Annotated in this window: 6 protein-coding genes; 3 read left to right on the plus strand and 3 right to left on the minus strand. The window is 57.5% G+C overall.

The window, feature by feature from the left end; translation table 11 throughout:
* Positions 1-20: 20 nt before the first annotated feature.
* Positions 21-3,182, minus strand: a complete 3,162-nt coding sequence (locus JAO29_RS12690) for a TonB-dependent receptor (protein ID WP_334268594.1) — start codon at positions 3,180-3,182, stop codon at positions 21-23.
* Positions 3,183-3,486: 304 nt separating this feature from the next.
* Positions 3,487-4,587 carry a GTPase ObgE gene (gene obgE, locus JAO29_RS12695; RefSeq protein WP_334268595.1) on the minus strand — a complete coding sequence of 367 codons (1,101 nt, stop codon included), beginning with the start codon at positions 4,585-4,587 and terminating at the stop codon, positions 3,487-3,489.
* Between the two features lie 304 nt (positions 4,588-4,891).
* Between obgE and JAO29_RS12700 the strand changes: the two genes are divergently transcribed.
* From JAO29_RS12700 to JAO29_RS12710, 3 genes are all read left to right on the plus strand, one after another.
* A complete protein-coding gene (locus JAO29_RS12700; protein WP_334268596.1) occupies positions 4,892-8,275 on the plus strand; it encodes a TonB-dependent receptor in 3,384 nt (1,127 codons plus the stop codon).
* Positions 8,276-8,504: 229 nt separating this feature from the next.
* Positions 8,505-11,912 (plus strand): TonB-dependent receptor, encoded by a 3,408-nt coding sequence (locus tag JAO29_RS12705; RefSeq protein ID WP_334268597.1) that lies wholly within the window; start codon positions 8,505-8,507, stop codon positions 11,910-11,912.
* Positions 11,913-12,187: 275 nt separating this feature from the next.
* Entirely contained in the window at positions 12,188-13,678 is a 1,491-nt protein-coding gene (locus tag JAO29_RS12710; RefSeq protein ID WP_334268598.1) for a TonB family protein, read from the plus strand.
* A 92-nt stretch (positions 13,679-13,770) separates the two neighbouring features.
* Here the strand turns inward: JAO29_RS12710 and JAO29_RS12715 are convergent, their stop codons facing one another.
* Positions 13,771-14,862, minus strand: coding sequence for a glycoside hydrolase family 88/105 protein (locus JAO29_RS12715; RefSeq protein ID WP_334268599.1), 1,092 nt, complete (start codon positions 14,860-14,862; stop codon positions 13,771-13,773).
* Positions 14,863-15,005: the final 143 nt, after the last annotated feature.

A 15,005-nucleotide genomic window follows, 5' to 3' on the forward strand; every position in this document is an offset into this window, starting at 1 on the left:
CTCGGGTTCTTCGGAGCTGCTTAGAACAGATACTTCACAGCCAGCTGTAGTTCGCGATTGTTGATCTTCGTCGACGAGATCTGCCCAAAGGAAGAGTTTGTCGGCGAATAGGAGGAGTTCGGATTCGAGAACTGCGGCGTGTTGAGGGCATTGAAGGCTTCGAACCGGATCTGCAGATTGTGTGTGTCTGCGTATGGCATTGCGAAGTTCTTCATGACCGATACGTTGACCGTCTTTGTTCCCGGTCCCACCAGGTAGTTGCGCGGAGTGTTTCCGAAGGCGAATCCACTCAATGCAAAGGCATTCGGGTTGTACCAGCCGTTCACAGCAGACTTGTTGGCGACATATGCATTGGTTCCCGCCACAATGTTTGGTCTCTGCCATGGGTTATCGACGTTCTGTGAATCGGTGCTCTGGGTTACGTTCACCGGGTTTCCGCTGGCCAGACTGATCAGACCGTTGAGCGTCCACCCGTTAGCTCCCAATCCGGCAAGCTTGGTCGTGGCGAAGTCGGGCAAACGGTAAACATAAGCGACCACCAGGTTATGCCGCTGATCGTTCGTACCTGACGCCCACTCATGTGGGTGCCGTACGTCCTGACAGGTGCAACCTCCGGTGTTGGTGGAGTTACCCTGGTTGTCGAACATGTGCGACCACACATAGGAGACAGTAATGTTCGACTGCGTGTTAACTCTCCACTCCAGATGCTCCTGGAGAGCGTTGTAGTTCGAAGCACCCGTGAAGTCGAGCGCGCGGATTCGTGCATACGTCGGGTAGGGTCGCCTCGGCTGGATAGTTCCCGGGCCAGGCAGCGGCGAGTTGAAGTATTGAATGCTGGTGTCCAGGTTGGTCCCCTTGGTCCCAACGTAGGAGGTTGCCAGCACCGCACGGCCGAACTGCTGCTCGATCGTACCGTTCCAGGTCTGGATCATCGCATCAGGTCTGTGCCGATCCGCCGGCATCGTTACCACGTTGAAGTAGGGCGGGTTTGGATAGAGGGCTGCGGGAACCGGAGTCTGGATGGTTGCTATGGGATTGAGAGTGGGGTTCGTGATCGTCAGGCTTCCTGCGGTCGGAGGATTCAACTGCAGAATGTTGATGTTGTCGAACTGACCCCCGTAGTACGTAATCCCGTAACCGCCGCGGATGACTGTCGTTGGAGTGGCACTGTAGGCGAAGCCCACCCGTGGCGCAATATCCTTATGGGTAATGGACCAGATATTGTTGAGCCGCTGCCCGGGAGCGGGTGTAAGTACAGGTGGAGTCTGGCTGAAGTCCAGCGTGCGAGAGACATTATTGGTATCAACAGGAGGCGCATAGATCTCGTATCGAATGCCAAGATTCAACGTCAGCTTGTCGTTCATCCGGTAGTTGTCCTGGAAGTACTCGGCGGTCCTCCACTGCCGGGCTGCCGTAATCGGAACGCCCTCTGGCGTGACCGACGTCCGCGGAACCCCAAGCATGAAGTCAGCCGGAGCATAGGTCGTTACATCGCCAGTAAAACTCTCCTGTCCAAAAGGAGTGTTGTTGGTTGTGGCGTTGCCGGCAACTTTGCGAATATCCGCTCCAAACAACAGCGTGTGCTTACCCTTGGTGAGCGTAATGTTATCGGCCACCATGAAGGTTCTGCTGTAGTCGAGGTTGGAGGAGGCGCGCGAGTCGCCCATTCCGAGGTAGTTAGAGATCGTCAGAAGAGGGAAACCCTCTTCATTGGGGCTCAGCGGCCTGCCGTTAGGTCCGCCCACGAGGAAGCCGTTGATTCCAAGCGACTCGATGGTGAAGCCCGTGCCCGTGCGCACACTCAGCTGCTTGACGTGTTCCATGTTGACTCCGGCGCGGACCTCGTTCACAAGCGACGGAGAGAAGACGTGGATGTACTGCAGTGCAGCGTTGTGCATCGGATACGTTCCGGTGTAACGGAAGTTCGGATTGACGTCCGTATCCGGGAAGTTGCGGTTGCTGTAGATGTAGTGAATGAAGATGGAGTTGTGGTCGTTGAACCTGTGGTCCAGGCGCCCGATGTACTGGTTGTTCGACTGATTCCCGACACTTACGCCGGAGTAGTTTTGCCCGCCTGCGAAGCTTCCATTCGGAAGCGGCATGTAGGTGTCGATGATGTTCTTAGAGACCGCGTTTACCGGGATCTGATTATTTGCATAGGTTCCACCCGTATATGGGTTTCGAAGCTGGCCAGCGAAGGAAGAAAAATCGCCATTGCGCTCGGCAGTCGTAAGCACCTTACTGAGCGCCGGAGTCTCTGCAATGGAGCGGAGGCCTTCATAGCTTGCAAAGAAGAAGGTCTTGTTGCGGAAGATGGGACCGCCCAGGGTGGCGCCAAACTGGTTCTGCTTCAACACGTTCTTCTTCAGCGGAGCATTGCGAAAGTAATTGCGTGCGTCAACGGCATCGTTGCGGATGAATTCAAAGGCGCTGCCATGGAAGTTGTTCGTTCCGCTCTTCAATTGAACATTGATGTTGGTTCCAGCGGAGAAACCGTATTCTGCGGAGAAGTTTCCCGTCTGGACGCGGAACTCCTCAATCGCATCGACCGAAGGATAGCTGTTTACATAAGCCGACCGGGTATTGGTCATGACGATTCCGTCGACCTGAACCGCTCCCCAGTCACCGCGACCGCTGTTTGAGGCAATCGTAGACCCAGCCGTTGAGGATGAGTGGTTATCGGGGTTCGAAATTCTCACACCCGGGGTAAGTACCGCAAGATCATTGAACTTGCGTCCGTTCAAGGGGAGATTCACAGTGCGGTTGGTATCGACCGTGGTCCCCAGAGCTGCATTCTCACTCTGCAGCAGAGGCTGTGTGGCGGTCACGTCGACTGTTTGCGCTGTTCCGCTCAGCGACATAGCCACGTCGAGGTGAATCTGCTGTGAAAGAGCCAGCTGAATTCCACTTCGTGTGGAAGACGCGAAGCCAGCAGCGTTAACCGTAACGGTATAAAGACCCGGTACAAGATACTGCACACGGTATTGACCGTCACCGGTTGTTTTGACGGTTTTCTCCTGTCCCGTTGCGTCTGCGTGAACCACCACAGTTGCATCGGGAATGACAGATCCCTGCGGATCCGTGACGGATCCGAGAATGGAAGTGTCCACGGTCTGACCGAAGAGGGTCGAACCTGGAAAAGACAGCAGGAGGAGGAACAGACAGCCGTGCAACTTGCGCATAAAACCTCCGGAAAAACGGTAGGAATGTCCTCTGGATTCACTCATGATGCAATCCACCGGCACTGCGTTACGTTGTAGGTGCTCTAAATAGGGAGAAATGAATTTCCAGTGAAAAGATTAAAGACCGGAATCCGATCGCCGTCGTACGGCAATTGCCTTAGAAGCTCGCAAGGATTCAAAAAAAAGTCGTCTTCCGGTAAAGATTTCTCCGTTGCACCCTCCGCAACGACGATTTCACCATACCCAGATACGAGAACGGCAGTTTCAGCTCGGCTCAGATCGATCCCGGCGTTCTTAGAATCTTCTAGCGTCGGTTGCGACGGGCAGAAGCAGCCGGCGGAGGATAGGCAGGCTTCAATTTGACTGCAGGTTCGGGGGCGGTCTCCAGGATCACAGGACGGTGTTCGGCCACTGCTTCAGCGATCGCGTACTTCAACGGCTCCAGTCCTTCACCCGTGACGGCAGAGATGGTGTAGAGAGGAAGCTTGCGCCGTTTGGCATAAGTTGTCAACTTCTTGAGCTTATCCGGATTGGCTACGTCCGCCTTGGAGGCGACGACGATGGTAGGCCGCTTCGGGAGCTCGGGATCGAAGCTTGCAAGTTCTTCGGTGATGACCTTGAAGTCTTCGACCGGGTCGGGCCGACCACTTGCATCCGACACATCTACAAGATGGACGATAACGCTTGTGCGCTCGATGTGCTTTAGAAACTGAATTCCCAGGCCGGCGCCGAGATGCGCACCTTCGATCAGTCCCGGCAGGTCCGCGATGGTAAAGGATTGCTGATGGGGCCAGTCCCCTACTTTGACTACGCCGAGGTTGGGCTCGAGCGTGGTAAAGGCATAGTTTGCGATCTTCGGTCGTGCAGCGGAAAGCCGCGAGATCAATGTGGATTTGCCGACGTTGGGGTAGCCGACGAGGCCAGCATCTGCCAGAAGACGAAGTTCAAGGCGCAGATGGCGTTCCTCGCCTGGCCGCCCTAACTCATGCTCGCGTGGAGCCTGGTGAACGCTGGTCGCAAAGTGCTGATTGCCTCGTCCCCCGCGGCCTCCGCGAGCAACAATGATGGTCTCGTTTGGCCGGGTGAAGTCGTGGACCAGCTCCCCGCTATCCTGGTCGTACACCACGGTCCCGACCGGAACCTGAAGCAGAAGCGGGTCGCCTGCATGTCCTGACATGTTCGAGCCCATGCCGTGTTCCCCGCGTCCCGATTTATGTTCGGGATTGAAGCGGAAGTGGACGAGAGTATTGTGGCTGAGCGACGAGGTCATCATGATGTCGCCGCCATGACCGCCGTCGCCCCCGGAAGGACCCCCACGGGGAACGAACTTCTCGCGCCGGAAGGCCATACAGCCGTTCCCGCCATCCCCGGCTTTTATGCGAATTTTTGCTTCATCAATAAACATTTTTCATATTCAGTTTACAGGCAGCGGGATAGACTAGCCACATACACAGACAGTCCCGTTGTAGCGAGTATGTCCTGACCTCTATATAGATACGCAGAATATAGGGAGCCAACGAACTACTCCGACATCATGATCCGGATCGAGCTCTCTCGATGGTCCGGCCGTACCCTTCCGATAAAGGGCACTTCATCGCGAATCCACGCGATGGCTAAATCTTTTTGCTGATGAATGTGGTGATAAGAAGTTTTGACAGAATCCTCGCGCCCAAAAAAGCGCGAACGGTCCAGTCTTTCAGGAGATCTAGATGACGATCAAGAGTTTAGTGCGGCATGCATTTATAGCGATGCTGCTCGGTGGAGTCTGCCTCCCAAGTCACGCGCAGTCCACCACCCAGGGAGCCATCTCCGGAACGGTAACGGATGATACCAATGCCGCAGTTCCGAATGCCAGGGTTGTGATTCGTAACAACGGGACCAACGCAAATCTGCAGGTCACCACGGATGAATCGGGCCTGTACCGGGCTCCTCAGCTGGCGCCGGGCACCTATACGGTCACCTTCACCATGCCCGGTTTCCAGGAGCGCCGCGAGACCAACGTCATCGTCGAGGTCAACTCCGTGACCAATCTCAGCCCTCACCTGAAGACTGGCGATGTGAACACCACGGTCGAAGTGACAGCCGATGTTCCGGTGCTGAAGTTTGACTCTCCCGAGTTCGGCGGCCACCTGAACAACAATGAGATTGAGAATATCCCGATCAATAATCGGCGCTGGTCTGCCCTTGCTCTGACCACGCCAGGCGTTACGAACGATGCCAGCGGCTTCGGCCTCCTGAGCTTCCGCGCTATCTCAGCCGTTTTGAATAACGTGCAGATCGATGGCGCTGACGACAACCAAGGCTTCTTCGGCGAAGAGCGCGGACGCACACGCGCCGGCTACTCAACCTCGCAGGTTGCGGTTCGGGAGTTCCAGGTAAATACCGGAGTCTATTCCGCCGAATTCGGCCGGGCGGTCGGCGGCGTAGTCAACTCCGTGACCAAGAGCGGCGGCAACCAGCTCCATGGCGAGCTCTACTTCTACAACCGCAACTCGAGCCGATCGGCCTTTGTCCCCGGTGCGAACAACACAACCTTTGTGGCTACAAACCCGGTGGGCTCGCAGTATGTCACCTCTCCCTATCGTCCCAAGGACAACCGCAACCAGTATGGATTTGGTGTGGGTGGCCCTCTGGTCAAGGACAAGCTCTTCTGGTTCTATGCGTTTGACGCGTATCGACGAAACTTTCCCGGCACCGCAAAGGCGAACAATCCGGCAGCCTTCTTTGTGAACGCCGATGCAGCCCTGCCGACATCGCAGACCTGCAACCTGTCCACTGGAGCTGTATCTGGCGGTACGGCGAGCAGCACGAATTCAGCTGCCTGCCTCCTGGCAGCGCGTCTGAAGTACACCAGTTATGGGGCGGGTGCCTCAGCCTACAACACCCAACTGCAATCGTTGCTTTCGAATCTCGGGTCAGTTCCGCGCTTCGGAAACCAGCTCATCAATACTCCGAAGATCGATTGGCAGATCAATTCGAAGCATCACGTGAGCTTCCTGTATCACCGGCTGCGGTGGGATTCTCCTGGCGGAGTGCAGACCCAGGGCACAAACAACTACGCCATCGATACCTTCGGAACCGACTTCGTCAAGCTCGACTACGGAGTGGCGAAGCTGGACAGTATCTTCCGCTCCAATGTCACCAATGAGCTGCGTTACCAGTATGGTCGCGAACTGAACTGGGAAGGCTTGCAGCCCTCCAGTCAGTACACCAAGAACAATCTGATCAACAACACCGGCCTCGCTCCCGAAGTTGCTCTCAACACCAGCCTCGGCTTCTACATGGGAATGCCCTACTACAGCTTCCGCGTTGCGTACCCGGACGAGCGCAAGTGGCAGATCGGAGACACGGCCAGCATTCTCTTCGGTAAGCACAATCTGCGCGTAGGCGAAGATATCGTCCACAACTACGATCTACAGAACAATGTGTACGAAGGTAATGGCTACATCAACTACACCTCGACTGTAAATTACTTCTCGGACCTGCTGTCGAAGGGCAAGACCTGCAACTCGTCCGGCAGCGGCGTGGGCAACTTCCCTTGCTACTCCTTCTATGCAAATGGCTTCGGCCCGGCAAAGTTCCAGATGGCAACCGTCGATTACGGCTTCTTTGCACAGGACGACTGGAAGGCGACGCCGAGACTCACGTTGAATCTCGGTGTTCGCTATGACTACGAGTCGATTCCGGCTCCCTTCGCCGGTCTCAACGGAACGTCCGCAGGGACGCTGGATATCACCACCTCGCATCCGAGCGACAAGAACAACTTCTCGCCCCGAGTTGGCTTCGCATACGATCCGTTTGGCCTGGGGAAGACCGTGGTCCGCGGCGGATTCGGCATGTACTTCGGCCGCATTCCGAACGCAGTCATCCTGAACGCCTACGAGAACACCGGTTCTCCCAACAGCCAGTCGACACCGAGCTTTACGACATCCAACACCTCGGCTGGCGCACTGCCGACGCTGCAGATCGCTCCGACAGGACCCGCTCCGGGAACCCGCACCGCCTACTATCTGGACAAACACCTGCAGAATCCGTACACAGAGCAGTTCGACCTGGCGGTCCAACAGGACCTGGGCTACCAGAGCGTGCTTTCGCTCAGCTATCTGGGAGCACTGGGGCGCGAGCTGCCGAACTTTACCAACGTCAACCTGGACCCCACAGCGACCTATACCATCCCATACACCGCCAAAGCGGGATCAGACGGCAGCTGCGGTCCGCTGCAGTGCGGAACGACCTATAACGTGACTGGCTATGCGGGGCGCCGCGTAACCACCGGAGGCACCACCAACCTGGGCGCGATCGATCCCAGCTTCGGCTCGGTCACGGCGGTCCAAAGCAACATCAACTCGAACTATCATGCGCTGAATGTGGATATCACGAACCGTAACTCGAAATGGGTCAAGTTCGATGCGAACTACACCTGGTCGCACGCTTTGGACTTCAGCCAGAATCAGTTCACGGCTGCAAGCGTGAATAACTTCATCGATCCATTCTCGAATCCGCGCAACAACTACGGTACGTCGTCTCTGAACGTCCGTCACCGTGCCGTGGCGTGGGCGATCCTGAACGCGCCGGGAGTCCATGGCGATTCTGCCTGGAAGTACCTTGCGAATGGATGGTCGCTCAAGCCACTTCTGCAGATGCAGAGCGGCCTGCCCTATTCGGCAACCTCCACGGGAACAACGCCGCAGTCTTGCTATAACCCGACTTCAGCAGCCGTCACCTGCTTCGCTCCTGCTGGAACGGGTATCGCTGGAACGAGCTCGTCATCCTCCTATCTGCCGTTCCTCGGACGCAATACGTTCACCATGCCTCGTACCATCCTGCTCGACCTTCGTGCACAGAAGGACTTCACCTTTATGGAGAAGTACAGCTTGCAGCTGATCGGCGAGGCCTTCAACCTGGCGAATCATCAGAACGTCACGGGCATCAACAGCACTGGCTACCAAATCAGCACGTCACAGGGCTCTACTCCCTCGTCGACGGTCAACTCTCTGACCTACCAGCCGACGTTTGGCACGGTCACGAGTGCCAACTCGAACTATGCCTATGGCCCGCGGCAGATTCAGCTGGCTCTCCGGTTGATGTTCTAACAATTGGCTCTTGCATTCAGGGCGGCGGCTTCGGCTGCCGCCCTTTTCTTGTTGTGTCTACATCCTTTAGGGACTTTCGCCGCTCGCGAAGCTTGGTTAGTCTGCGGCTGTCTCTCCCGTGCCAGCTTTGAAGCGCTGCGTGTCGTGGCGGGAAGACGAGGTTCGTCTCGCGTGCTCAGCCGATCGTCGATGCTGAACATAAGGCGAATAGATTACTGCTGGAGAAGACATGCACGTTCGGCAGTTGCGCAGTAGAACCTTTCTCCTCATGCTCGTCAGAAGAAAGACCACGAATATCTGTCTGCTCGTGTCCGTCATCTTTGTGCTTCTCTCCTCGGGACTTCAAGCTCAAACCGCGGTTGAAGGCGTTGTTCGCGGAACGGTGGTTGACTCGGGGAAGGCAGCGATAGCAAGCGCTTCAATTGTTCTCGAAGATAAGCAGCGAGGGCTTACCTTCAAAACGTCGTCTGACCGGCAGGGAGGCTTCGTCTTCTCGCGCGTTCCTGCGGGCGGCTACACCGCGACCGTGGTTGCGCCTGGCTTTGCCAGGCTGATCCAGAGCCAGATATCCGTGCAGGTTGGCGGCGTCAGCTCGCTCGAGGTCCAGCTCGCAATCTCCAACGTCCAGACCAGTGTCACGGTCGTGGAGGACCAGCAGAATGACATAAATCTCGAGCAGCCACAGGGCACCGCTGTGACGAGTGTTGTCGGGCAATCCCAGCTGAATGACCTTCCTGTTGACGGAAATCGCTGGCAGAGCTTTGCTCTCCTGACGCCGGCAGCCAATCCCGATGACCAGGGCGGAGATCTGCTCAGCTTTCGCGGGATGGCCGTAACGCAAAACAGCACCACGCTTGATGGGGTGTCCGACGATCAAAGCTTCCAGTCGGTGCCCCGCGGAATGTCCGACAGCGACGACAGAGGCAGCCAGGATCTCAGTGGAGCAGAAGCAGGAGGTGCACGGCGCAATGCAGCGTCCTGGCGACGGAGAGGTGCGGCCTATACGTTCTCTCAGCAGGCAGTTCGCGAGTTTCGAGTCAATACGCAAAACTACTCTGCGCTGTATGGGCAGGGAGCCGGAGGTTCCATCGCGACCATCTCAAAGAGTGGAACCGACGAGTTGCACGGTGCAGCCTTCTATAAGGCTCGTTCCAGTTCATGGGCGGCAACCAATCCCTTCTCCATCGCTAGCCATTATTCGAACGGCCTCATCACCCAGGAGTACGTGAAGCCTCATGACCTCCGCCAACAGTTTGGCGGCACGTTGGGAGGGGCGCTCATTCGTAACCGGTTGTTCTACTTCTATGCATTCGATCAACAGCGTCGCGGGTTTCCTGCAATCGGCGCACCGGCAGATCCTGAGTTCTATCGCCTCACCCCGATGCAGCTTGCACTGCTGGCCAATCGCGGTGTGACGCAGACCAAGGTCAACGACGCACTCAACTATCTGAGCAGTCTGACAGGGAAGGTGAACCGCAGGGATGACCAGACTATCAACTTCGGGAAGTTGGACTGGCAGTTATCGATTCAGAACCGCGTAAGCGTACAGTACAACCGCCTGCGTTCCGCCTCACCCGCGGGTCTGCGCGGGGCTCCAGTGGTCGATCGTGGCGCCGCGAGCCTCGGCAGCGGATACATCAACCTCGATACCGCCGTCGCACGCTGGAGCTGGACTCCTTCGTCCAGCTTCAGCAACGAGGTACGGTTTGCCTATGCGAGCGATCTGCAGTTCGAACAGGCACAGCTCCCCCTGCCGCAGGAACCGGCCGTCGGCATGGGAGGCTTTGTGCCTGAGATTGCCATCGGCCCAAGCGGCCTCACCTTCGGTACTCCCGCTGGTGTAGGTCGGCTCGCCTACCCGGACGAGGACCGGTTCCAGATCATCGACACGGTGAGCTGGGCCGTCGCGCACCATCTCATCCAGATTGGAATCGACGCCAGCTTCCTTCATGACGATACGAATGCGCTTAACAACACCGTCGGCACCTTCCATTACGACAGCGGCTTGACCAATGGCCATGCCGGTGGCCTGGTCGACTGGATAACGGATTACACCTTCAACGTACATGCCTATCCCAACGGCGGCTGTCCTTCCATCTTTGCCTCCACGCACAACTTCTGCTTTCGCTCGTACACGCAGAGCTTTGGCCAGCAGCGGCTTGCATTCCAAACCCAGGAGTGGGCAGGCTTCGTGCAGGATAGCTGGCACCTCCGTCCGGGGCTTACGATCAATGCGGGCTTGCGCTATGAATACGAGCTGCTTCCACTACCGCAGCATCCAAATGCCGCCCTCGACGCCATCTTCGGCGATTACGGTGCAACCGGTGTTCTCCCGGAAGACAGGAATAACTTCGGCCCACGCATCGGCGTATCGTGGGCACCCTTCGGGCTACAAAGCGGCGTACTGCGCATCGGCTACGGCATCTATTACGGTCGCCTCCCCGGAGCGACGATCCAGAGCGCGCTTGTAAACACCGCACAGTCCACCTCCTCCACGCACATCAGCATCACTCCCAGCACCATCACAGCGTGCCCTCAGGTTGCCAACCAGGGCTTCGGCTACGTCTGCAGCTATACCTCGACTCCTCCATCTGCGATCGCCTCAACGACAACGGCCACCATCTTCAGCAAACGATTTCGGACGCCGATGATCCAGCAGGGAAGCGCCGCCATCGAGCGAGGCGTTGGCGCTGGCATCGTCGCCAGTGCGACATATCTGGTCAACATAGACCGTCAGTTGTCTGGTGCGGTCGATCGTAATATCTCTCCATCAGCCTCTGTTCGAACATTCCAGATCGAAGGAGACACACGAGCCCCGGGCGTAATCGACGGCGAACTGTTCGCGATTCCCGTCTATTCCGCTCGCATGACCGACAAGTATGGCGCTGTCAGCATGCTGACCTCTGACATCGGCGCGAGCTACAACGCGCTCACCCTGGAGGCTCGGCGAAGAAGCCGCAAGGGGCTGGAGTTTCACCTTGCCTGGACATGGTCGAAGGCTATCGATCAGGGACAGAATGCCGGTGCGTCACCCCAGATCAATTCGCAGTTCGATCCCTTCACCGTGCAATACGATAAGGGACTCTCCCGCCTCAACTTCCCTCACAAGATGGTTGCGAGTGTGGTCTGGGCGCCGCGATTTCGAGCCTCCGAGCGCTGGGTCTCTGGCATGACAAATGGGTGGACCCTCTCGGGAATCTTCTATGAGACCAGCGGAAGACCCTACAGTTACGAGATCTTTGGTGGCACGCGCCTGACCGGGGGCCGCGAAAGCATCAATGGCTCCGGCGGAGCCGTCTACCTGCCCACCGTGGGCCGTAATACACTCCGCCTGCCCGACACAGATCGGATCGATCTGCGCATAGCCCGAGCCGTCAGGATGACGGAACGCGTGCGTCTGGTTGCCGCGGCGGAGGCATTCAACCTCGCCAACCACATCAGCTATACCGGCGTACAGCAAAGGGCGTTTCTCGTGGGAGTTCCTGCGGCCAATGGCGTGACCCCGCTGATCTTTCAGGACGGCGCGACAGTGGCGGCAGAGGGGCTCAACGTACCTTCCTTCGGAACGTATACGGCTTCTGCGGCAAACAATTCGCGCGAGCGCCAGGTCCAGCTAAGCCTGCGAATGCAGTTCTGATTTCCACAAACGCCGTCGTGCCGGCAGCCATTCTCCTCCTAACCTGCTGAAGGCGCTGCACATCACCTCTCGTGCATTTGCACGTCGACCCATACCATCGGATTGCATCCAATACCAAGGGGGAGTGTGTCACGGAGGCAGTGCCAGAAATGGACCGAAGGATAACACTCGTTTTGGAAGAGAAAGAAAATCACGATCAGGCAGTGACGCGGTTTCGCTCCCTGTGTGATATGCACCGGATTCCGTTTGGAGAAGCCGGCAATCTCAGAGATTTCATGACCGCGCTCAAGAACGATCGCCACTTCGCGATGGATTTCTGGGCGATGGCAGGAGACCTGAGCGCACGGGAAAGAGGTGTGCTCAGTGATGACGAGATGCTGCTCACTCTCGTTGAGGGTTCGACAGGACTTACGATAGCGGCGTTGCCGCTAAGGGAGAAGATCGCAACCGCCGAGTTGAAGAACCTGCTCGCTGGAGTCGATGTCGAATCACCGCTGGAATCCGAGCCGGTCTCCGACACTCCGGCCACAGTCACTGCAGAGACGAAACCATCCTCAAAGGAAGAACCGTTCCCGGCCGCGCACGATGTGGGCACTCCTGATAGCACCAGCTCATCCGTCCCGGATGTATCCCAGGCGCATGTCTCCATCGCGGAAGCTTTGCGCCGCCTGGAAGAGACGAGCCGCGAGCTTCGGGAACAGCTGGCGGCTATCGAAGAGCTCAAAACCAGGGAGGTCTCTCGCGACCGATCTGAGGCCACACCCGATGCTGTTCCGACGGCCAGGACTGACGCGCATACGCAGGACGAGATTGAGCCGCAGAAGAGGTCCGAGACCGTTCAGGGAAGTCCTCTTCCGGCTGCCGATACTGCCGCCTCTACAGCAAACATCGAAGTAGTCTCCTCTGCACCCCATAGGCCCGGAAGAGATATCAAGTCAGATCGGAAGAACCGGTCTCGGTCCACAGAAGAACCTCCTCGCGCAACTGTGAGCGAGCCTGTGGTCTTTGCGCCCCGTCCGTACAGTAGCTTGTCTCGTCGCGGGCTCGTGTTGCAGGATCTCGATGATGACCCTTCGATACCCGTTCCGCTCTCCACTTACACCGACTCAACCACGCCACGTGTTCGATGGGGAGTCGCCGTTCTCCTCGTTTTGATTTTGCTGATAGGTGGCGCGTGGCTGGCCCTGCACTACGGCTACGGTCAGAATCTGCTGAGTCGTTCTCGCGAAGCACTCAGGACCAAGGTCGGTCTCTTTGGTGAGGAGCTGCACGATCTCGCTACCCCACTGGCCAAGCCTCAAGGCCAGCAACAACCAGCGCCATCCAGCCCCCAGCAGCCCACGGAACTCAAGCCCTCGCAGGCAAGCGATGCCGTGGTTCCGCCAGCAGCGCGAAGTAAGTCCACCCAGAATCCGACTCCGCCGACCAACGCTCTACCGTCTTCAACTGCGCGACCTGACCAGTCGCTGGCAGGACGGGGAGCGGTCCGGGTTCCGGCCGCTGCCATGGAAGCGAACCTCATCTCCTCGCGGGTTCCGGTCTATCCGGAAGCCGCCAAGGCCATGGAGATCGAAGGGCCGGTCCTCCTCGATGTGGTTATCTCAAGAACAGGCGCTGTCGACTACGTGCGCGTCATCCAAGGAGATTCTCATCTGCGCGCAGCAGCGGAAGAAGCAGTGAGGAAGTGGAGATACAAGCCGTACCTCCTCAATGGAAGACCGGTTGCAGCCGTGACCCAGGTACGTATCGTATTTCGTCTGCCGTAGCAGAGATCGCGGTGCAGAAAAAGAAAGAGCCCCTCAGAGGGCTCTTTCTCGTTTGAATCAGCTGCTCATATCAATCAGCTTGCAGATACCTTCTACTTCACACCTTCACGCAGCAGAGCATCAGCGGACCACAGCACCGGTGCCTGTCCGTGGAAGTCTCCCGTGCGCCGCTTGCGCTGGTAGTAGTACTCCAGCGAATCCTTTTTGCCTGTGCCCTCGCACACCTGCGTGACGTCGTAGTTCTGATCGACATAACCGACAACGGCAATCCACGCCTTCCGGGCCGCTGGACCGTAGGTCTTCGCATCCAGCCATCCGTGCTTCACTCCGCTGATCATGCCAAAGGCAAACATCGCCGAGCTCGAGCTCTCCGGCCACGCGTCGTCCTTGTCGATCAGCTGCCGCCACATGCCATCCTTGCCCTGGTACTTCAGCAGCGAGCTCATCATCAGCTTGTAGCCTTTCATGATGCGCGCCCGGTCAGGATGATTCTCCGGCAGCTCGCTCAGCATCTCGGCCATTCCGGCAGCCACCCACCCATCACCGCGGCCCCAGAAGTACTTCACATCCGGCGCGTGAAAGAACAGGCCATTCGGCTGCTGCAGCTTGTCCAGGTATGCCACCATCTCCTTGGCATCGCGATCCAGGTACTTCTTGTCGCCGGTCGCGCGATACGCCTCCAGCTGCAGCATGGTCAGCATGTACATGTCATCGATCCAGAACCGTGTCTCCGCTGACAGCCCATCAGGCTGCGGATTCTCCCACTGACGATCCGCCCACCACACGCCTTCTTTCAAAAACTTCTCGTCCTTGGTCTGGCGGGCAATCTCCAACGGCACAACGCCGAAGATGGAGTCGTCGACATGATGGCGCACCGGACGGCGCGCCTCTTCGACGCCCCCGGGCATCAGCGGCTCGAACTTCTTGATCAGCGCATCACGCAACGCGGTGTCGTGCGTCAGCTCAGCAAACTGGAGGGCGCCATACCAGGTGCACACCTCTGAGTAGTGGATCGTCTTGGTGTACTGGTGCGGACTGGTCACAAAATGATCGGCCAGGTGCTTCCCGACCTCCTGGGGACTGGTTCCCGCGGGCCAGTTCGTAAAGTAGTTCTCCTGCGCCACACCTGTCGCCGCCATCGAACATACAAGCAAGAATCCAGCAAATACACCTTTCAGTGGCATCCCTTATTTCCTTCCGTACATTATGTTTTCCGTCCGGCCCATTCTAATCACCGGGATATATCCCTGCCTATACATCCTGAAACATTTTCTCGTTTGAAAAGAGAATGGGCCCGACCAGCTTGACGCAATGTTGCTACTCTCCG

It is taken from the genome of Edaphobacter sp. HDX4 (assembly GCF_036877565.1).
GTDB lineage: Bacteria > Acidobacteriota > Terriglobia > Terriglobales > Acidobacteriaceae > Edaphobacter.

Coding starts and splice junctions, on each gene's coding strand:
- JAO29_RS12690 (WP_334268594.1), bottom strand. CDS start 3,182: ATGCGCAAGTTGCACGGCTGTCTGTTCCTCCTCCTGCTGTCTTTTCCA.
- obgE (WP_334268595.1), bottom strand. CDS start 4,587: ATGTTTATTGATGAAGCAAAAATTCGCATAAAAGCCGGGGATGGCGGG.
- JAO29_RS12700 (WP_334268596.1), top strand. CDS start 4,892: ATGACGATCAAGAGTTTAGTGCGGCATGCATTTATAGCGATGCTGCTC.
- JAO29_RS12705 (WP_334268597.1), top strand. CDS start 8,505: ATGCACGTTCGGCAGTTGCGCAGTAGAACCTTTCTCCTCATGCTCGTC.
- JAO29_RS12710 (WP_334268598.1), top strand. CDS start 12,188: ATGACCGCGCTCAAGAACGATCGCCACTTCGCGATGGATTTCTGGGCG.
- JAO29_RS12715 (WP_334268599.1), bottom strand. CDS start 14,862: ATGCCACTGAAAGGTGTATTTGCTGGATTCTTGCTTGTATGTTCGATG.